Origin of the sequence: Streptomyces catenulae (assembly GCF_000718015.1) — a bacterium.
Lineage (GTDB): Bacteria > Actinomycetota > Actinomycetes > Streptomycetales > Streptomycetaceae > Streptomyces > Streptomyces catenulae.
Window position 1 is genome coordinate 322428 of record NZ_JODY01000001.1, and the last position, 20276, is coordinate 342703.

Annotated in this window: 19 protein-coding genes; 5 read left to right on the forward strand and 14 right to left on the reverse strand. The window is 74.1% G+C overall.

Features of this window, described 5'->3' with window-relative positions; genetic code table 11:
* Positions 1-4: 4 nt before the first annotated feature.
* On the reverse strand, positions 5-1462 hold the full coding sequence (locus IF23_RS0101400) for an APC family permease (RefSeq protein WP_078653715.1): 1458 nt from the start codon (positions 1460-1462) through the stop codon (positions 5-7).
* 760 nt (positions 1463-2222) lie between these two features.
* On the opposite strand from IF23_RS0101400, the gene crcB (IF23_RS0101405) reads away from it, so the two are divergent.
* Genes crcB (IF23_RS0101405) through crcB (IF23_RS0101415) form a run of 3 tightly spaced genes read left to right on the forward strand, consistent with a single transcriptional unit; the run spans position 2223 to position 3414 of the window.
* On the forward strand, positions 2223-2708 hold the full coding sequence (gene crcB, locus IF23_RS0101405) for a fluoride efflux transporter CrcB (RefSeq protein ID WP_030278832.1): 486 nt from the start codon (positions 2223-2225) through the stop codon (positions 2706-2708).
* Entirely contained in the window at positions 2705-3049 is a 345-nt protein-coding gene (locus IF23_RS0101410; protein ID WP_030278834.1) for a DUF190 domain-containing protein, read from the forward strand. The genes crcB (IF23_RS0101405) and IF23_RS0101410 overlap by 4 nt, the downstream gene beginning before the upstream one ends.
* On the forward strand, positions 3046-3414 hold the full coding sequence (crcB, locus tag IF23_RS0101415) for a fluoride efflux transporter CrcB (protein ID WP_030278836.1): 369 nt from the start codon (positions 3046-3048) through the stop codon (positions 3412-3414). The genes IF23_RS0101410 and crcB (IF23_RS0101415) overlap by 4 nt, the downstream gene beginning before the upstream one ends.
* Positions 3415-3460: 46 nt before the next feature.
* Here crcB (IF23_RS0101415) and IF23_RS0101420 read toward each other — a convergent pair whose 3' ends face one another.
* From IF23_RS0101420 to IF23_RS33885, 9 genes are all read right to left on the reverse strand, one after another.
* On the reverse strand, positions 3461-4042 hold the full coding sequence (locus IF23_RS0101420) for a TerD family protein (RefSeq protein ID WP_030278838.1): 582 nt from the start codon (positions 4040-4042) through the stop codon (positions 3461-3463).
* A 194-nt stretch (positions 4043-4236) separates the two neighbouring features.
* On the reverse strand, positions 4237-5598 hold the full coding sequence (locus tag IF23_RS0101425; RefSeq protein WP_037676978.1) for an NADase-type glycan-binding domain-containing protein: 1362 nt from the start codon (positions 5596-5598) through the stop codon (positions 4237-4239).
* A gap of 5 nt (positions 5599-5603) precedes the next feature.
* Positions 5604-6167, reverse strand: a complete 564-nt coding sequence (locus IF23_RS0101430; protein WP_030278843.1) for a phage tail protein — start codon at positions 6165-6167, stop codon at positions 5604-5606.
* Positions 6164-8122, reverse strand: coding sequence for a putative baseplate assembly protein (locus IF23_RS0101435; RefSeq protein ID WP_030278845.1), 1959 nt, complete (start codon positions 8120-8122; stop codon positions 6164-6166). The genes IF23_RS0101430 and IF23_RS0101435 overlap by 4 nt, the downstream gene beginning before the upstream one ends.
* On the reverse strand, positions 8122-8568 hold the full coding sequence (locus IF23_RS0101440; protein WP_030278847.1) for a GPW/gp25 family protein: 447 nt from the start codon (positions 8566-8568) through the stop codon (positions 8122-8124). The genes IF23_RS0101435 and IF23_RS0101440 overlap by 1 nt, the downstream gene beginning before the upstream one ends.
* Positions 8568-10505, reverse strand: coding sequence for a VgrG-related protein (locus IF23_RS0101445; RefSeq protein ID WP_030278848.1), 1938 nt, complete (start codon positions 10503-10505; stop codon positions 8568-8570). Before IF23_RS0101445 ends, IF23_RS0101440 begins: the two co-directional genes overlap by 1 nt.
* Positions 10502-11215, reverse strand: coding sequence for a CIS tube protein (locus IF23_RS0101450; RefSeq protein ID WP_030278850.1), 714 nt, complete (start codon positions 11213-11215; stop codon positions 10502-10504). Before IF23_RS0101450 ends, IF23_RS0101445 begins: the two co-directional genes overlap by 4 nt.
* On the reverse strand, positions 11215-11652 hold the full coding sequence (locus IF23_RS0101455; protein ID WP_030278852.1) for a phage tail protein: 438 nt from the start codon (positions 11650-11652) through the stop codon (positions 11215-11217). Before IF23_RS0101455 ends, IF23_RS0101450 begins: the two co-directional genes overlap by 1 nt.
* Before the next feature lie 50 nt (positions 11653-11702).
* Positions 11703-12533 (reverse strand): hypothetical protein, encoded by an 831-nt coding sequence (locus IF23_RS33885; protein ID WP_157847964.1) that lies wholly within the window; start codon positions 12531-12533, stop codon positions 11703-11705.
* 805 nt (positions 12534-13338) lie between these two features.
* On the opposite strand from IF23_RS33885, the gene IF23_RS0101470 reads away from it, so the two are divergent.
* Positions 13339-13788 carry a hypothetical protein gene (locus IF23_RS0101470; protein WP_157847965.1) on the forward strand — a complete coding sequence of 150 codons (450 nt, stop codon included), beginning with the start codon at positions 13339-13341 and terminating at the stop codon, positions 13786-13788.
* 1894 nt (positions 13789-15682) lie between these two features.
* On the opposite strand, the gene IF23_RS34295 is transcribed toward IF23_RS0101470, so the two are convergent.
* The 4 genes from IF23_RS34295 to IF23_RS0101495 form a co-directional block, all read right to left on the reverse strand.
* On the reverse strand, positions 15683-15841 hold the full coding sequence (locus tag IF23_RS34295) for a DUF6760 family protein (RefSeq protein WP_169749981.1): 159 nt from the start codon (positions 15839-15841) through the stop codon (positions 15683-15685).
* Positions 15838-16332, reverse strand: a complete 495-nt coding sequence (locus tag IF23_RS0101485) for a hypothetical protein (RefSeq protein WP_030278859.1) — start codon at positions 16330-16332, stop codon at positions 15838-15840. Before IF23_RS0101485 ends, IF23_RS34295 begins: the two co-directional genes overlap by 4 nt.
* The gene (locus IF23_RS0101490) at positions 16332-16775 is read right to left on the reverse strand and encodes a phage tail protein (protein WP_030278861.1); all 444 of its coding nucleotides are present in this window, start codon (positions 16773-16775) and stop codon (positions 16332-16334) included. Before IF23_RS0101490 ends, IF23_RS0101485 begins: the two co-directional genes overlap by 1 nt.
* A gap of 119 nt (positions 16776-16894) precedes the next feature.
* A complete protein-coding gene (locus tag IF23_RS0101495; protein ID WP_030278863.1) occupies positions 16895-18499 on the reverse strand; it encodes a phage tail sheath family protein in 1605 nt (534 codons plus the stop codon).
* Positions 18500-18821: 322 nt separating this feature from the next.
* Between IF23_RS0101495 and IF23_RS0101500 the strand changes: the two genes are divergently transcribed.
* On the forward strand, positions 18822-20219 hold the full coding sequence (locus tag IF23_RS0101500; RefSeq protein ID WP_030278865.1) for an RICIN domain-containing protein: 1398 nt from the start codon (positions 18822-18824) through the stop codon (positions 20217-20219).
* Positions 20220-20276: the final 57 nt, after the last annotated feature.

The window sequence follows — 20276 nt, forward strand, 5'->3', positions numbered from 1 at the left end:
CCGCTCAGGCGCCTTCCCCGGACTCCTCCTCCGGCACCGAGATCACCCAGTGGCTGTCCTGGCGCGGCCGCAGATAGCAGGCCCAGTACAGGGCCGCCGCCGCGACGATCGCGCCGGTGATCGCCAGGCTCCCGGCGCTCTGCTGCCACAGCACCCACACCAGGACCAGTACCAGCAGCGCCGGGATCGCCGGCCACAGCGGCATCCGCCAGGCCGCGCGGTGCCGGTGCGCGCCCCGCCGGGCGACCAGCGCGCCCAGCGCCACGAAGACGTACATCGCCGCGACGGCGACGCCGGTGACCTCGCTCAGCATGTCCAGGTCGACGAAGCACAGGGCCGCCCCGGGCACGCCCACCGCCAGCGTCGCCGCCCAGGGGGAGCCGAAGCGCCGCCCGAGGTGGGACAGGGCCCGGTTGACGCCGGTCGGCCAGGCCGCGTCGCGCGCCGAGGCGAAGACCACCCGGGAGTTCTGGATCACCATCACGATCGCCGCGTTGATGATCGCCAGCGCGATGCAGAGGCTGACGAACGTACCGACCGCCGAATTGCTCCAGGACTCCACCATGCCCGCGACATCGCCCGAGGTCAGCGTGGCCAGATCCGGTGCGCCCAGCGTGATCGCCACGACCGGTACGAGGACCACCGCCGCGCCGATGCCCAGCGTCCACAGGACCGTACGGGAGACGTTGCGCCGCGGGTTCTCCATCTCCTCGGCGAGGTACACCGCCGTCGAGAAGCCCTGGAGGATGAAGAGCGCGGTGGCCAGTCCGGTCACCACCAGGCCCGCGGTCAGCGCGGTGCTGTGCCCGTCGGGCGTGGCGATCACCGGGTGGACCAGGACGGCGGCGGAGCGGCTGGTGTGGCTGAAGCCGAGGAAGGCGACGACCCCGGCGGCCACCACCTCCAGGACCAGGAAGATGCCGGTGATCCAGGCGTTGGCCCGCAGATCGAGCAGGCCCATGGCGGTGGCGAGGAGCATCACGCCCGCGGCGGTCCACTGCGGATCGAGGTGGGCGAGCGGCGCCAGGTAGTCGGCGGTGCCCAGCGCGATGATCGGCGGCACGATCATGACGACGATCAGCGACAGCACGAAGACCAGCCACCCGGCCAGCCGCCCCATCAACGTGCCGACCATCGCGTACTCACCGCCGGAGCTGGGGATCAGCGTGCCCAACTCGGAGTAGGTGAACGCGACGCCGATACAGAGCACGGCGGCGATGGCGATGGTGAGCGCGGTGCCGGTGCCCAGCGTCGCGAAGGAGTCCGGCACGATCACGAAGAGCGAGGACGCCGGGGTCAGGCAGGAGAGGGTGAGCAGGGTGCCGCCCACCACGCCGATCGAGCGGTTGAGCTTGGGTGCTCCGCCGGTCGCGGCGTCCGTATCCGCTCCGGACGTCGGCGCCGGATGCGGGTCCGCCGCGGGGGTCGCGGAGGCAACGGGTGTGGCGGGCGTAGTGGTCATCCGTGTCCCATCGTGCGAGCGGCCGAGGTGCGTGCCGAAGAGGTGGTGCCACGAAGCGGTGCGACCCGAGGAGCGCGGCCAAGGCGCGGTCGCCGTTTCGGTGACCGAATGAAACCCCCGTCCCCGGGGCGCGTCAAGGTTTCCTATGAAATTCGCAGGACGACGAAATCCGTTGTGTGGAGGGGGTGATGGGGAGGTATTGGTGTCATGTGGGAGACGTCGGAACGGAATCGGTGGCGTCGCCCGTGGGTCCGGTCCGGGCTCCGGCGGGAGTTGCCCGGGGCGGCCGGGGCGGTGCGGCGGCCGGGCGGCGGGCCCCGGCGCGGTGGTGCGGCAGCCGCGGCCCGGACCGCGGGGCGGGCCGCGGCCGGGCCCGTTCCACCGCCCGTGGAATCCGTCGTGAACGCCCGCCGGTGCCCGGAAGCGGCCACCGGAACGCCGCTGACCAGGCGCGGGAACCGGCCGGTCCGGATCGCTCCGGACGGCCGCCGCGCCGCCCGTACACCTTGCGCCCACCGGGCTCCCGCCCCCTGGCGCGCTCCGCCCGCGGGACGGATGCCCGCCTCGCCCCTGTGGACGCTTTTCGGCCAGTCCCGGGTACAGGTGGCCCGCGCCCCGGAGGTACCGTGGGAGCCACGTGGCGCCTCCGGGCGCCGCACGGCGGTGGGGCCCGCCGTACCCAACCGCGGCAGACGCCGCCAACGGTCCCTACTTGCGACGACGTGCGCCCGGCGACGGGCGCCGCGAGTAGGAGAGACAGATGGTGAAGGCCCAGGAACCGGTGTGTGACGACCCCGTTGACCCCGATGTCGGCGTCCGCCCGCCCGCGCGGCGCCGTACCCCGCTGAACGGCCAGGGCGCCGTGGTCGCCGTGGTCTCCCTCGGCGGCGTCCTCGGCGCCTGCGCCCGCTACGGCGCCTCGCTGCTCTGGCCCACCCCGAGCGGCGGCTTCCCCTGGACCACGCTCGCGGTCAACTCCCTCGGCTGCGCCGTCATCGGCGTCTTCATGGTGCTGATCAGCGAGGTCTGGGCCGCCCACCGCCTGGTGCGGCCCTTCTTCGGCACCGGCGTGCTCGGCGGCTTCACCACCTTCTCCACCTACGCCGTGGAGATCCAACGCCTGATCACCGACGGCCGGGCCCGTACCGGGCTCGCCTATCTGGCGCTGACCGTCGTGACGGCACTGGTGTCCGTGACCCTCGCGGCGACGGTCACCCGCCGTCTCGTCGTAGGGAGGCAGAAGTGAGGTTCACCGGATCCGCGCTGCGGGCGACCGTCTACGTCGGGGAGCACGACACCTGGCACCACAAGCCGGTCTTCGTCGAGATCGTCCACCGCGCCCGCGCCGCCGGGCTCGCCGGTGCCTCCGTCTTCCACGGCATCGAGGGCTTCGGCGCCTCGTCCGTCATCCACACCAGCCGACTGCTGTCGCTCAGCGAGGACCTGCCGGTCGCCGTCGTCCTCATCGACACCGAGGAGCGCATCCGCGGCTTCCTGCCGCAGCTCGACGAGGTGGTGGGCGACGCGCTGGTCACCCTGGACGTCTGCGAGACGCTCCGCTACACACGGAACGAGGTGCGCCGGTGAACTGGCTGCTCGTCATCGCCGGTGCCGCGGTCGGCGCCCCGTTGCGCTACCTCACCGACCGCGCCGTCCAGGCCCGTCACGACTCGGTGTTCCCCTGGGGCACCTTCACCGTCAACATCTCGGCGTGTGTGATCCTCGGCCTGATCACCGGCGCCGCCGCCTCCGGCGCGGTCCCCTCCCAGGTACAGCTGACCCTGGGCACCGGGCTGTGCGGGGCGCTGTCGACGTACTCGACCTTCTCCTACGAGACGCTGCGGCTGGCCGAGGACGGTGCGCGGTTCCTCGCGGCGGCCAACGTCGTCGCGCAGCTGGTCGCCGGGCTCGGCGCCGCGTTCCTGGGCGCGGCGATCGCCGGGGCGCTCTGAGCGGTGTGACCGCGCCGCACCCGGCGTACCGGGTGCGGCGTACGGATCACAGGTGCGCGGCGATGGACGGCATCAGGTCCTGGAAGGTGCGGCCGTTCGCCGGGGTGCCGAGGGCGGCCATCTGCCAGCCCTGGTCCGAGCGGTACACCTTGGCCATGATCTGCGCGGTGTGCGCGCCGCCGCCGTCGAGGGTGTAGCGCGCCAGCTCCTGACCGGTGGTCTCGTCGACCAGACGGCAGAAGGCGTTCTGGACCTCCTGGAACGTCTGCCCGGTGAAGGAGTTGACGGTGAAGACGATCTGGTCGACGTTGCCGGGGACCTTGCCGAGGTCCACCAGGATCGACTCGTCGTCGCCGCCCTGACCGGCGCCGCCCACGCGGTTGTCGCCGGTGTGCCGGACCGAACCGTCGTCACTGATCAGATGCTGGAAGAAGACGACGTCGACGGGCTGCTGCCCGGCGAAGAGCACCGCGGAGGCGTCCAGGTCGATCTCCTTGGCGGTGAGCTTGGCCCAGAACCCCTTGCGGCCCGCGGCCTGCCAGCCCAGGCCCATCCGCACGAGGGTGAGCGCCCCGCCGTCGGACTTGCTCAGGCTGATCTTCTGGCCCTTGCTCAGATTTACGGACATCAGATTCCTCTGTCGTGACGGTGAGCCGGGCGGTTGCCCACCGGACGACGGGCGTGCCGCGGGCGCGCCCGCCCGGCTGCGGAAACCCAAAATCTACAACACTGTAGAGAGGGTGGGGGCGGAGTGCGCGGGCCCGGCCCCGGGTCGGCGCAAAGGGCCCGCCCGCTCCCGGACAGGCCCTTGCGCCACCGCCGTCAGCTCTGGCTCTGCGACGGTCCGAAGAACTCGACCGCGGCGATCGCCACCTGCTTGTCCGGCCCCGTCCCGTACGCCGAGTCCACGGTCAGCCGCACCTTCACCACATCGCCGTAGCGGAACGACTGGTGCTGGAAACCGCTGCCCTGGTCGAGGTTGATGACCCTGGTCTCGGTGTGCCCGTTGTCCATGGTGATCTGCGCCGTGATCCGGTGCGGCTGCGCCGACTTGTCGAGCGCCTCGGCGTGCGACGACTCACCCGGTGTGATGCCGATGTCCAGCAGCCGCACCGGGTCCGAGAACCGCGCCTCCAGCCAGTTCCCCGTCCCCGGCGAGATGCCGGGCCCCCACCAGGTGTTGCTGAACGGGTCGAACGCCTGCTCAGGACCGTGCTTGGCGAACGACCGGGACGCGGTGGACGCCTCCGGGCTCACCAGCGCCCGCTTCGCGAAGTGGTCCTTGACCGCCTGGACACCCTCGTCGACGTGGAACAGCCCGAACACGACGAGGCCGAGCGCCGCGGCCGTCAGCAGCCAGCGCAGGATCCGGCCGAGCTGCCGGCGCAGCCGCGGCCGGTCCCCGGCCCACGGCTGCTCCCGGTTGCGGCGGTCGAACAGCCGCCGCCACCACGGCAGTCGGGCCGGGCCCTGCGGCGACGACGCCATCCGCATCGCACAGCGGCAGCAGAAGTGCCGGTCCGGGCGGTTGGGCGTACCGCACCACGGGCAGGCCACGCCGTCCACGGTCCGGTACTCGCCCGGCGCCCGGACCTGCGGCCGCGCCGCGACCGGCTGGCCCGGCAGCACGGGCGCCACGGACGGCCGCTCCGGCTCACCCTGCGGATCCTCGACCGGCACCAGCAGCGCCCGGGCCCGGGCCCGCTCGTCCTCGGCCGGATTGGAGGAACCGGCGGTCCCGGAGGAACCGGTCGAACCGGCGGTCCCGGACGCGACCGCCGGACCGGGGCCCTCCGCCGCACCGGTCCCGAACCCGGCGCCGGGCCCGACGGACCCGCCGGACCCGGCCGTACCGCCGGTGCCCGAGATCCCGGACGTCCCTGATGTTCCGGACGTCCCGGAGATCCGTTCCCCACCGGTGCCCGCGGTGTCGGACCCGCCGTCCGGTGCGGCCGGGCGGCCCGTGGCGGGCGGTACGTCGGCGGTGTCGTCGTCCGGGTCGGACGAGGGGCCGGACGGGCGGGGCGCGGAGGCGGCCGGGCGGGTGCCGCCGGGCGTCCAGCGCAGGACGGCGCCGCAGGTGTCGCAGAACGGCTGTCCCGCCTCGTGCGGCGTACCGCACTGCTCGCAGGCCGCAGGGCGCGCGTCCTTGCCGGAGGCTCCGGAGGACGGGCTGTTGCTCATGTCGGTCAGGTCCTTTCCGCCGTCAGCACCTCGACGGTGTACGGCATGTGGGCGGGGCGGGCGGCCGCCACGAGGGCGTCCAGCCGGTGGGTGTCCGCGGCGGTCGGCGCGGGCAGCCGGAGCGTGACGTGCAGCCGCGGGCGGGGCTCGCCCGGGGCCGGGCCGCGCGGCCGGGCGCTCCATGCCGCCGCGCCGCTCTCGGAGATCTCCGGGGCGACGCCGAACGCCAGCCGCACTGTCTCCGCCAGCCCGCGGCGGGTACCGCGCACCCGGTGCAGATGGGCCGCCGCGGCCACCGCGGCCCGCAGCCGCGCCTCCCCGGCGGCGTCACCGTCGTAGATCCCGTCGGTGTCCGCCCCCACCCACCAGCCCAGCCAGCGGGTGAAGTCGGCCGGTGCCAGCGACGGCCGGAAGTAGGAGTCCAGACAGTCCAGGACGTTGACGAGCGGCGCCAGCACCTCGTCCAGACCCGCGACGAAGTCCTGCGCCAGCGCGTCGTCCGCGAAGACCGCGGGCAGCATCGGGCCCAGCGGCGCCGACGACACCAGCCCGTCCACCGAGCCCCTCACGACGCGTCCCCGATGACCCGGACCCGGTGGTCGAAGGAGAACACCAGCGACGACGGGTCGAGGTCGATCCGGTCCGACTGGTCGCCGCGGCGGCCGGTCAGCGGATCGGCCGGGTGCAGCAGCACCTCGTCCACCAACTCCACGCCCGGCACCCGCTGGAGCACCGCGAAGACCTCACCGGCCTGCACCGGACGCCCGAACGGCCAGCCGTTGCCGTCCGCACCGCCGGTCAGCGGGTCGAGATGGCGGTAGAGCGCGTCGTGTGCCTCGCGCCGCACCCGGTCCACGTCCACCCCGCGGAACGCGTGCAGCGTCGAGACGACCGTGACGCCCTGGTAGAACGGCGGGCCCACCGCGAGCCGGGTGCCGATCAGCCGCCGGTCGTCCAGATACCGCGTCACCCGCTCCAACAGCGAGTCGGCGGGCACCAGTTGCTCGAACCGCAGTCGGCCGCCCGGGTCCGGCACCGCCTGCGGCACCACCAGCACCCGCACCGCGTACGCGCCGTGCTCCCCCTCGTCCCCGGCCAGACAGGTGATCCGGGCGGTCTCCGGCGCCGCCCGCCGGGCCAGCTCCTCGTAGTCCCGCAGCGTCACCGCGCGGTCCTGCGCCCGCAGCGTGATCGGCGCGCGGGCCCGCGCCTCCTCGACAGTCTCGCCGTCGACCCCGCCGCGCGCCGCCTCCCGGTTGACCACCTCGGCGACGTACGGGACGGAGTCGCGCAGCGCGCGGACCGCGCCCCGGGCGACGTTGCCGGTGCGACCGCCGCCGGTGCGGTAGCGGCGGGCGCGGATCGCGGAGCCCTTCGGCGGCATCGCACCGTAGTGGCGCAGGGTGCCGTCCGGCTCGCGCACCGACGGGCCGAACGCCAGCTCGCCGGTGGTGGCGTCCAGCGTCACATGCCGGTCCTGGGGCCCGGACGCCGCGAAGTGCGGCACCACCTCCCAGTCCGTCCAGCCGTCGTACTCGGCGACCTGGAGGTGGAGCGGCGGGGTGTCGCCGACGACGGGCGTACGGGCCAGCCGCAGCCGCTGGCCGGGCAGCCCACCGGCCTCGCCGAGCGTCTCGTCGTACACCGTCTCGGCGTGCACCGCGGGGGTGGTGCCGCCCACCGTGAACGCCTCCGCCGACCGCACGGTGGGCGAGGTGGTGTAGAAGGGCTGGCCGGACGCGGCTTCGGTGACGCGGCAGCGGATCCAGCCCGCCTCGTTCCGCCCGGACCGGGACAGCACATGGCCGCCGGGCACGTGCAGCACCACGTCGCCGGGGCGGTTGAGACCGCCGGTGGTGTCCTGGTCGACCTCGCACGCCGCCCAGCCGTCGGCGGTCCACGCCTCCCACACCAGGGGCGGCTGCCGCGGGTCGACACCGACACCGTCGACCCGGCTGTCGAGCCGCAGCGCCACCGCGCAGTGCGGCACCGCGGCGCTCAGCCCCAGCAACATGCAGTCGCCGGGCCGCGGCGCCTCGGCGAAGCAGAGCAGGTCCTGACCCTCCTGGAGGTCGGAGGTCCGGTCGGTGACCGGCTGCCCCTCGTTCTGCACCGCGAGATGCGCGAGCGAGGACGGCACCACCGTCAACTCCCGCTCGGTGGCGAAGACCACCGCGTCCTCGCTGTCCGCCCGCACCGTCGCCGCCTCGGTGCCCAGCGGCACCACCACCGGCTCGTCCTGCGCCGCGGAGAGCCAGAACGTCAGCTCGGTCCGCGCCGCCGACGGCGGGAAGAGTGTGATGCCGACGAGGTCGAGGAAGGCGAGGTGGTTCTTCTCCGGGACGCGGTTGAGCCGGTAGACGATCTGGTCGGCCATGTGCGCGACGGTCTCCACCAGCGTCACGCCGGGGTCGGACACGTTGTGGTCGGTCCACTCCGGGGCGCGCTGCTGGATGTAGCGCTTGGCGTCGTCGACGAACTGCTGGAAGCGCCGGTCGTCGAGGTTCGGGGAAGGCAGGGCCATCAGCGGTCGCTTTCGGTGGACGGGCCGGGGGAATCGGAGGCGGTCTCGGGGCCGTCGTGGGCGGGAATGACGTAGAAGGGGAAGACGAGGTTGCGGGGGTTGTTGGTGCCGCGGATCGTGTAGCGCACATCGATGAAGAGGACGCCCGGCTCGTCCCCGGCGGTCACCTCCACGTCGTGCACCTCGATCCGTGGCTCCCACCGGTCGAGGCTGGTGTGCACCTCGTGCTGGATACGTCCGGCGGTCGCCTCGTTGACCGGCGCGAAGACCATGTCGTGGATGGCGCAGCCGAACTCCGGCCGCATCGGCCGCTCACCGGGCGCCGTCGCCAGCACCAGATGAATGGCTTCCTCCACCTCCCGCTCCCCGCTGACCAGGGCGATCCCCCCGGTCGGACTGATGCGCAGCGGGAACGACCAACCGGATCCGACGAATTGCTCGGGCATCAGATCACCGGGACCCCGTCGACGGTGACGTACCCGGCGAACGCGACCTCCGCGGCGACGACCGCCACGTTGCCGGTCGCCAGGATCTGCATGGCCGCCCCGGCGATCAGGTTCACATCGGCGCCACCGGCCAGGTGCAGCATCGCCCCGGCGTCGATCGTGCCCGCCCCGCCCGCGTTCAGGTTGAACATGCCACCCGCCGAGAGGGCCAGGTCGAGACCGCCCTTGACGGACATCGCGCCGCCCGCGGTGAGGCTCATCGCGCCGCCCGCGTACAGGCTCATCGCCCCGCCCGCCTTCATGGACAGCTGACCCTTGGCCTCGACGGACACCGAGGTGTTGCCCGTGATGCTCACGCTGCCGGAGCTGTCGACGGTGATCTTCGTCCTGGTGCGGTCGAGTTCGACGGTGAGCCGGTCGTCCCCGGTCCGCAGCCGCACCCCGCGCTTGCGCAGCCCGCTCTTCTGGCTGAGCAGATCGACGCGGTTGTTCTCCCGGTCGGCGACGGTGTGCCGGCTCGCCTTCCCGCTGAGCCGGTCGTGCAGCGGGACATCGCCGTTCTCCGGCTTGTCCTTGCCGTTGTAGAGCCCGCCGATGACGTACGGATGGTCCAGCGCGCCGCGGTCGAATGCCACCAGGACCTCGTCCTTGACGTCCAGCGGCATGATCCCGCCGCCGTTGACGCCGCCGAGTTGCACGGTGCGCGTCCAGTCGCTGACGTACTTGTCGTCCAGCCACGGGAACCGCAGCTTGACCCGGCCCTGCTTCAGCGGGTCCTTCACGTCCGTGACGATCGCGTTGGCCACCGACGGCAGCCGCGCGGCGCTCGTGCCGCCGCCGGAGGCCACGCCGTACAGCGACCGCCACTGGCGCCCGCTGACGGTCACCCACGTCTCGTAGTGCCGCCCGGAGGCGAAGACGTGCCGCACCCCCGTCGCGGTGTACTTGCCCTCGAAGGGCTCGCCGACGTCGGTGAGGGTCACCGGGGTGTCCGGCCGCAGCTTCGGCGCACCGCGCACGGTGACCTCCAACTCCGCGAAGGACGCCGTGACATCGTCGGCCAGTGCGTCCGCCGCCCGCTTGACCTGCGCCTGCTGGTCGTAGGGCGTATGGGTCTCGACGAGCGGGGAGGTCGGGAACGCCGCGGCTGCCTTGCCCGGTGTGGTGCCGATGGCGAAGCCGGGGTTGTCCTTCGCGTTCGTCCGCTCCCGCAGCGTCTTCTTGCTCTGCACGTCCCAGCCGCGCGCCTCCGTCCGCGGCACCTGGTCGGCGGCGGTGACGGCGGAGCGGCAGCGCAGGATGTCGACGCCCGCCTGGAGGACGTACGGGCTCTTGTCGCCCGGGGTGTTCTCCGGCGGGGCGCCCGACGCCTTGTCGGGGGTGACGAACTGGAACTTCCCGCGCGGGTCGAGGAACATCACCTTCTCGTTCTCGTCCGCGAGGCGGGAGAGGAAGTCCCAGTCGGTGACGTTGTCCTGGGTGAGGAAGTCGTACATGCCCTTCGTGGACTCGATCCGCCCGACGGTGATGCCGCTGTCGGCGACCAGCTTGCGGGCGATGGCCGCCGCCGTCATCCGGGTGTAACCGGCGACCCGGCGCTGCCGCAGCATCCGGTGGCCGAGGTCGTAGCCGCGGACGAGGGTGAAGGTGCCGGTGCCGTCGTACTCCGTCTCCAGCGCGGTGACCTCGCCGCTGATCAGCGGGTCCTGGGCGCCCTTGCCGTCGGCGACCGGCGCCAGCGCGACCTTGGTGCCGATCTTGATCCCGGCGGCGCCGAGCAGCTTGCGGTGCGGGTCGCGGAAGGTGAGCTGGAAGGCGCCGGGCACCCCGGAGCCGAGGTCCACCCAGGCGTCCGACAGGTACGGCAGCAGCTTCTTCGGCAGCGGGGAGCCGCCGATCGTGACGTGGATGACGCTGGAATAGGCGAGCTTGGTCATGCGCCGGTCACCTCCTCGACCGCGGGCAGCATCAGTTCGGTGCCGGGCGACAGCCGCGACGGGTCGTCGATGCCGTTGGCCGTCGCGATGGCCCGCCAGAACCCGGCGTCGCCGTACTCCCGCCAGGCCAGCGACGGCAGCGAGTCCCCGGCCACCAGCCGGTGCACCCGCCGCGCGGTCAGCGCACCCGAGGTCGGGTTCTGCCCCTTGGTGTCGGTGGGGATCTCGCCCAGCCGCACCTGACAGGTGGCCCGGATCGGCAGCCCGGTGGTGCCGAACAGCGTGTACGAGACGTCGACGGAGGCCACGTACGCGGTGAAGTGCGCGGTGGAGAACCCGCCCCACTCGAACACCACCCACGGCGTCGACGGCTGCTTCGCGGCGATGCTCGCGGCCGTCACCTCGCAGCAGTCGAGCAGCGCGTCGACCTTCTTCAGGACCTCGTTGCTGTCCGGCTTGTCCGAGCAGTCCAGGAAGATCTCCAAGGTCAGCTCCCGGGCGTACGCGCCGATGAACTCGGGGAGCGCGCCGTTGCGGACCGCGGGCGCCGGGGTCACCTTCCAGTCGGCGCGCTGGCTCAGCGCCAGCTGCGAGGGGTTGAAGTCGAAGCCGAACGTACGCTTCAGCGCGCCGGGCGTGGTGCTCTCGCCGACCGGCGGCTCATGGATCGCGAGCGAGGCTCGGACCAGGCTCTTGCCCGCCCCCGCCATCACGCGCCTCCCGCGTCGGTGAAGCCGTGGTGGGTGATCTCCAGGACCTCGGTCGCCACCCCGGGGCTCTCCGGGTCGAGGGACGGCCCCTGCCAGCGGACCGGCAGGACGTCGATCAGCCCCCAGCGGGCGACCACCGAACCGTCCGCCCGCAACGCCGCGATCTGCGCGGTGGGACGGCGCACCCCGGTGGTCACCGACGAGATCCAGGCCGCGACCTTCGAGGTGTCCGGGGTCAGCGGGCGGGTCAGCCGGATGCTGGAGAAGGTGACGCGGGACGGCAGCTGCCAGACGAAGCCGTTGTTGCCGCCCTCCTGGTGGTGCTCGATCTCCACCTCGGAGGCGAGCCCTTCACAGCCGTTGAAGTACCCCAGACTCTCGCCGTCGATGGTCAGGGTGAAGAAGATGGTGGATCCCGGATCGAGATCGCTGGGCATCGCGGCGGCCTTTCTGGTACGGACGTGAGGGCAAAGCGGGGTGGGCCGCGTCAGCGGCGCGGATCGCGGAGTCTGCCGATGCGCTCCCGGTCATGACGGAACTCGGCCTTCAACCGGGGGACCAGCAGCCCGATCAGCCGGTGGACCAACTCGTCCACCTGACCGTCGGTGAGGTCACGGGCGTCGAACCCGTCCCCCTCCCGCCCGGCGGACCGCTTCGGGGAACTCTCCTTGGGAGCCTGCCGGTTACGGGCCGAGGTCCGCCGGAGCGGCGGCTGCTCCCGGCCCTGCGCCCGCTCCGGCGCCGGACCGCTCCTCCCGGCGGGAAGCGGCGGAGCCTGCGGCGCCTCCCGCCCCCGCGGCACGCTCTTCTCCAGCAACGGCCGCCGCTCCGACCCGCCCCGCTCCGGCGCGCGTTGCACGGCGGGGAGCGGAGGGAGCGGCGGGAGCGGCGGTACGGCGGTGTGCTGCGGCGCCGGTACGGGGGCCGGGCCTCCTGCGGGCGGTACGGCCGCCGCCGGTGCCGGGGGCGCGGCGGGCCCGCCCGCCGGACGGGGCGTCAGCGGTGCGGCCGTGCGCCGGACGGCGGGCGGCCGGGCGCCCGCCGCGGTCGGGAGCGGGACCGGCGGGCGGCGCGGCGCGTCCCCGCTCCCGCCCGGCGCCGGAGCGGCGCGCAGCGGCGCGGCCCGTGGGACGGGGGCGCCCGCCGGACCGGACCGCGGTGCGGCGCCGGGCGCGCCCGCGGGGCCGTTCGGCGTCGTGGCGACCGCCGGGGCCTGCGGCGCCGGGCCGTCCGGGAGCTGCCGCAGCGGTACGGGGGCGGCGGGCCCCGGCGCACCGGGCGCGCCCCCGGGGAGCGGCACGGCGGGTGTGCGCTGCACGGCCGGAACGCCCGGCTGCCGCGCCGCGCCCGACGGCGCCCGCGTCGGCCGCACGGACGGCGCACCCGGAACCGGCGCGGGACGCAGCGGCGCCGGGGCCGTACGCCGCTGAACGGGGGCGACGGCCGGGGCACCGGACGCCGTAGCCGAGGTCAACGGCCGCGCGGAGGCCAACGGCAGGGCCGCGACCGGACGCGCCGGGACGGCGGCCGACGCCCTGGTGGCGGGCGGGGTGTCCGGGCGGACGGCGGGGGCGGACCGCGGCACCGAGGGCTCCGACGGTACGGGCTCCGCCGTCGCGGCTTCCGGTGCCACGGGCGCCGCGAGCGGGGGCCGGACGGTCCCGGGTGCGGCGTCCGGTACGGCCCGGGCCAGGGGGGTGGGCAGCGGGAGCCGGGGCGCGTCGCAGGTCGGCTGCCCGGTGCTTGCGGGGCTCGTACCGGAGGGCCGCGCCTCGGCGGGCCGCCGTACGGGGACGGCGCGCTGCACCGGCGCGGGGCTGCCGGTCGAGGCACCCGAGGCCCCGGCCGGGCGGCGCGGAGCGGCGGGAGCACCGCCCGCGGGAGCCGGACGCACCGGCTCGGCCTGCGACGGGCCGATCAGCGGGGCGCCCAGCAGGGGGCGCCGACGGGCCGGTTCCGCGGCTCCGGAAGCGGACGGTGCCGCGCGACGGGCTACGGGGAGGCCCGGGGCGGGAGTGGCGGCGGAGGATGCCGAGGGGGTGGATGGTGCGGACGGCCTGGGGGAGTTGGCCGGGGTCGGGGTCGGGGCCGACTGAGGTGCCGGTGCCGGAGTCGTGGAGGGCGTGGCGGGTGCGGTGGACGTGGCCGGGGTGGTCGGTGCGACAGGTGCGGACGGCATGGCCGGTGCGCTCGGTGTGGAAGGCGTGGAAGGTATGGATGCGCCCGGCGCGCCTGCCGCCGGGGCGGCCGATGGCGACGGCGACGGCAACGAGGACGGTGACGACGAAGGTGATGACGAAGGCGATGACGACGACGCAGCCGGAGGCACCGCCCCCATCGGCGGGTTGAGCCCGGCCGACCGCTGTACCGGCGTACCGGACGGCGCCGCCGGGGCGGGGGTGCCGGAGGCGGGCGACGGCTGCGCGGTGCGCGGCGTGCCGAGCCCTCGGCGCACGGGGGAACCCTCGGCGCTGCGCTGCACCGGACGCGTACCGGGGGCCGTACCGCCGGACGGCGCGCCGGGGCCCGCAGCCGGAGCGGCCGAGGGAGCGGCCGACGGAGAGGGCGAGTGAGCGGCCGACGACGGGCCGGGGGACGGCGCCTTCGGGCCGCCGGGCGTCCGCGCCGCAGGGCCGGAGGGGGCCGCCGGGCGCGGCGCCGCCGAGGCGGACGGAGTGCCCGCCGTACGCGCCGCGTCGGGCGCGGCCAGGGCGCGGGAGACGGTCAACGGACGGTCACCGCCCGCCGAAGGAGCCGCACCGCCGGGCGCACCCGTGGCACGCGCGACCGGGACGCCACCGGACGCCCCGGAACCCTGCGGGGCGTCAGAGCCCTTCGGCCCCCCGAGCCCCTTCCGCGCAGCGGAGCTCTCCGGGGCGGCCCCGGGAACGGCAGAGGAGCCGGACCCCGACGGAGAACCGGAGGCCGGTGACGCGGGTGACGGAGAGCCGGAAGCCGGTGACGCGGGTGACGCGGATGACGGTGAGCCGGACACCGACGGAGCCGACGACGAGCGCGACGCCGACGAAGCCGACGGAGTCGACGACAGGCGGGACGCCGACGACGGGCGCGACGCCGAAGGCGAGGGCGCGGAGCCGCTCCCCGACGGGGCAGGCGTGCGCGGGGCGGCGGCGGGCGCACCCGGCGCCGTGCTCGCACCGCTGCCGCCCGTCGGTGCCGGGCCGGACGACGGCGTACCCGGACGCGCCGCCGCACCCGTACGCGGCGCACTCTCCGGCGTACCGGCTGACGTGCCCGCATCGGGCCGAGAGGGCGTACCAACCGGCCCGGCGGCACGCGCGGGACGCGGCGCGGCGGGAACGGCAGGCAGGGCGGAGGAGGCAGGCGCCGCAGGCGCGCCCGTGGCTTTCTGCACCACGGGCAGCGGCCCGGCGAGCCCGGCCCCCGGGGCGCCACCCGGCCGACCACCGTCGGGACGCGACGCGCCCGCGGAGTTCCCGGACCGGGAGGAGGAGTCCTGCGTACTCGAACTCCGCGACGCAGAAGGTGAGTTGGTAGTGGGAACGGGAGTCGAGGACGGCACCGGACCGGCCCCCGCAGTGGGCACCGCCCGTCCGCCGTCCGCCACCCGCTGCACCGCCACCGGCGGCAGCCCGGCACCGGCACCGGCACCGGACGCGGCACCGGCACCGCCATCGACGCCGGACGGCGAGCCGGCACCGGCGGCAGGCGGCAGCAGCAGACCCGCCCCGCCCACCAGGGAACCGGAGTCCGCAGCCGAGCCGGAGCGCACCCCCGCATCGACCGCCGGAGCCGCACCCACGCCGGACACGGGCCGGGAGCCGGACACGGTCCGGGCGTCGGACACGGGCCGGGCGTCGGGCGCAGGCCGCGAAACCGGTGCGGCAGCCGCTGCCGCCCGTGCCACCGGCAGCTCCCGCCGCTGTACCGAGGTGCGCGGGGCCGTGCCGGACCGGGTGCCGCGCGGGGCGGACGTCAGCGTCGCCGGGCGGGTCGCCACGGTCGGCGGCAGCGGCCGGACCTGCGGACCCGTCGCCCGTGCCACCACGACCGGGACGGCCGCCGCACCGTCCGGGTCGGCCGGGTCGGCCGGGGCGTCGGCAGGCGTCGGGCGCGGCCCCGCGACGGGCAACTCCGCTGCGGGAGCCTCCGGTTCGGCCGTACCGCGCACCGGCGCGGCCGACAGCTGCGCGATCCGTCCGCCGGGCCCGCCGTCCAGCACCGCATGGCTGAGGGTGCCGGTGAAGGACGGGTTCTGCCAGGTCGTCAGCGAGGTGCCGAAACCGCGGTCGGCGACGGTGTCCGCCCGGTCCGCGAAGGCCCGTTGGATCGGCGGCAGCGCCGACCAACCGGCCGGAGCCCGGTGCCCGGCGTCCACCGGAGCCGGATCGGCCGCGGCAGCCGTGGCGGGCGCGGCGGCGGACGCGGCCGTACCGTCGTCCGGCGCCTGCGGACGGCGGCCGCGCACTCTGTCGAGGAATCCCATCAGCCCTCCGCCGCCGCGCGGTTGACCAGCGTGGCGATCTCGTCGGCGTACCGGCGGCGGTCCCCGTGTTCGAGGTCCAGGATGTCCTCCAGGCTCCAGTGGAAGTGATAGGCGACGTACGCGATCTCCGCGTGGATACGGTCGGCCGCGTACGTCACGATTCCCCCAGGCGGCTCCCGCCCAGCTCCACCTCGAACGGCTGCTCACAGTGCGGGCAGGTCACCCCGGCCCGGGTGTGGCCCTCCGCGTTGACCTGCCGGTAGAAGTCCTGGAGGAACGCCAGGTCGGAGGCGAACATGTTCTCCACGATCCCGTCGTGCACCTGATGGAGCGTGCCGAGACGGGTGATGACGCGGCCCAGCAGCACCACCGACAGATACGCCGGGTTCTCCTGGACCCGGATGTCCCGCAGCGGCACCAGCTCGTCGCGGGCCGTCGCCAGCCGCATCGAACCGGTACGGTGCACCACCCCCGCGTCGTCGACATAGCCGCGCGGCAGCTCGAACTCGAACTCGGTGCGCAGCGGGGCCCGTTCGGCGGCGGGCGCGGGCGCCGCGGCCGGGGCGGGCGCCGCGGGGTCCCCGCCCGGGGCCGCGGGCGCGGCGACCGGGTCGGGGACGGCCGCGGGCCGGGAGGCCGTACGGCGCATTACTCGATGACCAGTTCTTCGAAGGTGATGGTCACGGTCTCGGTCAGCGCGGACGCCTCACCGGCCTTGACGGTGGAGGTGTCGACCTTGCTGCACCAGGCGTTGCGCATGTTGTAGCGCTTCACCGGGTTGTTCATGTAGTCCATCACCATGATCGTGGCGTTCTTCCGCGCCGTCGACATCTGGCCGTTGACGGACTGGGTGATCCACTGGTTGAACGCGGCGGACTGCGTCATACCGCGCACGACCGTGCAGGTACCGGCCTTCTTGACGCCCGGCAGCTTCTTCGTGACGGGCTTGCCCTGGCTGGAGACCTGCTGGTACTCGATCACGTCCTGCTCGATGCTCAGGCCGCTGACCTCCTGGAGGTACTCGACCATGACGCCGTCGATCTGGAGGCCGAAATTGTGTGAGGTGAGGGAATCACCGGGCTGCAGACTCATGGTTCGCTCTCTGTGCAGGGGCGGGGGACCCCGGCGCGGATGCCGGGCCCCCGGGAATCGGGACGGTCAGGTGCGGACGGGGCGGGCCGCGGACGGGCCGCGCCCCACCCCCGGCCGGGTCACTCCTCCAGCTCGCCGCTGCCGCTGGAGAACTGCGCCAGCCGGAAGATCACGAACTCGGCGGGCTTGACCGGCGCGATACCGATCTCGCAGATGACCCGGCCGAGGTCGACCGACTCGGGGGTGTTGGTCTCGGCGTCGCACTTCACGTAGAAGGCGTCCTCGGGACGGGAGCCGAACAGGGCGCCGTTACGCCACTCGTTGACGAGGAACGCCGAGACGTTCCGCCGGATCCGGGCCCACAGCGCCTCGTCGTTGGGCTCGAACACCACCCACTGGGTGCCGATCAGGATCGACTCCTCCAGGTAGTTGAAGTACCGGCGGATGTTGATGTAGCGCCAGGCCGGGTCGGAGGAGAGGGTGCGGGCACCCCAGACGCGGATACCGCGGCCGGGGAAGGCGCGGATGCAGTTGACGCCGATCGGGTTGAGCAGATCCTGCTCACCGCGGGTGATCTGGGTCTCCAGATCGACGGCGCCGCGCACCACCTCGTTGGCCGGGGCCTTGTGCACCCCGCGCTCGAAGTCGTTACGGGCCCAGATGCCGGAGACATGGCCGCTCGGCGGGATCATCTTCGTCTGGCCGGACGCCGGGTCGAAGACCTTGACCCACGGGTAGTACACCGCGGCGTACTTCGAGTCGTAGCCCGCCGTGTCCTGGCGCCACACCCGGATGTCCCGGGCGTTGAGGCCGGGCGGCGGGTCGATGACGGCTACGCGGTCACCCATCAGCTCACAGTGGGCGATCAGACCGAGCTGGACGGCCTTGACCTCCTCCAGGCCGATGGCGCCCCGCTGGTAGGCGGCCATCAGATCGGGCACCGCGACCATCGAGATCTCGTCGACCGCCTCCAGGCCACCGAAGCCGGTGCGGTCGGCGGAGTCGCCGAGGTACTCGGCCGGGCCGGGGTGGACGGCCGGGGCCGCACCCGGGGCGGCGGGCGCCGGGGCCGCGGGCGCCTGCACGGCCCGGGCCAGCTCGACCGTCTGGTTGTCGGGGCGCGCCAACTGCGCCGCGGGCGCCGCCTCCAGGACGGTGATGAGCTTGGAGCGCTCCTTGACCTGGGTGACGACGTAGTTGCGGTTGCTCTTCTTGGCGCTGACGTCGAAGGTCTCGGCGACCTTGTCGCCGTCCTTGACCAGCAGCCGGAACCGCTCGGCCGGGCCCTCGCCCTCCGGGTCGGTGACCTCGACGCTCAGCGCGCCGCCGCCGGTGCCGGACGTCAGCGCCCGGACCGCGAAGGTGCCCAGGGCGGTGGGCTCACCGGGCGTCAGCTCGGCGGGCGCGGCGGCGGCCGACACCGCGGCCGGGGCGGCGGACTGCGGCCCGGCGTCCGCGGCGGCGCCGCCGACCCGGACCACATAGGCGGCCGAACCGCCGTTGTTGAAGAACCCGTAGACCGAGTGGGCGAGGTAGTAGCCGTCGGTGAACTCGCCGAAGGCGGCCACGTACTGGGACCAGTTGGTCACCAGCGTCGGCTGGTTCAGCGGCCCCGTGGGCGCCAGACCCACGAAGGCCGCCACGGACGTGCCGACCCCCTCGATCGGGCGGGAGCCACTGGCTACCTCCTCGACGTAGACGCCGGGCGACAGATACGACGGCATGCGCTGGTTCTCCTCGGGGTACGACAACCGTATGACGGTGGAGTTCGCCACTGTTGTCGCCGCTCCCTCGCCTCCGGAAGGTCCGTCGGGGCCGTAGCGGGGGCAGCGCCGGTGCCCCAACGGGCAGCCGGAGCGCGGATATCGGGTCGCTCGGCGCGGCCTGAGGCCCCCGTTGACCTGCGAAGCTCCCGCTTCCGGGGCGCCTCGGGGACCCCGGTGCAGCCGCTGCGGGCCCCGAGGGCAGCCGGTGGCGTCCCTTGGGGCACCCGACCCTGCCCCCAGTCCTGCGACACGCCCCACGGCCTCGCCATACGGTCGCCGTATGAGCCTGTGGACCTCTCTCGAACCCGCCTCGACCACCGTGGACCCGGGCGGCAGCACCACCGTGCGGCTACGGCTGCGCAACACCGGCGACGTCGTCGACGAGTACCGCTGCGTCCCGGTGGGCGAACTGGCACCTTGGACGACCGTCGAGCCCGGGACCCTGCGGCTCTACCCGGGCACCACGGGCACGGTGGAGCTGACGTTCGCTCCGCCCCGCACCCCCGACGCCGCCGCCGGTCCGCACCCCTACGGTGTCCAGATCATCCCGACGGAGTTCCCCGAGGCCACCACCGTCCCCGAGGGCAATGTCACCGTCACCCCGTTCAGCGAGGTCCGCGCCGAACTCGTCCCCACCAACGTCACCGGCCGGTTCCGCGGCCGTCCCCGGCTCGCCATCGACAACCTCGGCAACGTCAAGCTCACCGCGTCCGTCACCGGTCACGACAACAGCGATCAGCTGTCGTACGAGATCCACCCGGCGAACGTGCAGGTCGAGCCGGGGCGGGCGGCGTTCCTGAAGACCACGCTCAAACCGCGGCAGATCATCTGGGCGGGCGCCAAACAGTCCCGGCCCTACACGCTGTCGGTGCAGCGCTCCGGCGCCGAACCGCTGCCGGTGCGCGGGACGTACGTCCAGCCGGGGCTGCTGCCGCGCTGGCTCGGGGTGCTCTTCAGCCTGCTGCTGGGGCTGGCCATCGCGTTCCTGATGATCTGGCTGACGTACAAGCCGGACGTGGCCACCAAGGCGACGGACAAGACGCCCGGCCAGACGGCGCACACCATCCAGCCGTCGGCGCCCGCCCAGCCGACGCCGCAACAGACCACCGAGGCGCCCAAGAAGGACCCGGGCGGCGGCGGGGGCGGCGGGGGCGGCGGGAACAAGCCGAAGCGGGACCCGTACGCGCATCTGCACAACGTGCTGCTGCGCAACGGCGCGACGCACAAGTGCGTCGACCTCACCGGCTACAGCGAGGGGGAACTGGGGCACACCGTCATGCAGTTCGGCTGCAACGGCTCGCCCACCGAGGAAAACCAGCGGTGGAGCTTCGAGCTGATGCCGGGCGGCAAGGGCGCGGGCCCCGGCGGGAAGGACCTCTTCCAGGTCCGTAACCTCCGCGCCAACCACTGCCTCGACGTGCGGGGCCCCGTCCCGGCGCCGAACACCTCGCTGATCCAGGAGTCCAACTGCACCCGCCGCAAGGACGGCAACCAGGTGTGGTGGCTGGAGCGGCGCCCGGCGACCGGCCAGATCTGGATCCGCAACGCCACCAGCAACAACTACTGCCTGGACGTGAAGGGCTACTACGCCCGGGGCGAGGACCTGAAGGACGCGACCGCGCTGACGCTCGCCAACTGCACCGACGGGGACGACCAGGGCTGGCTCATCGAGAAGTGACGGGCCCGAACGGCCCACGGCGCCCGGCCCGGTGACCTCACCGGACCGGGCGCCGTC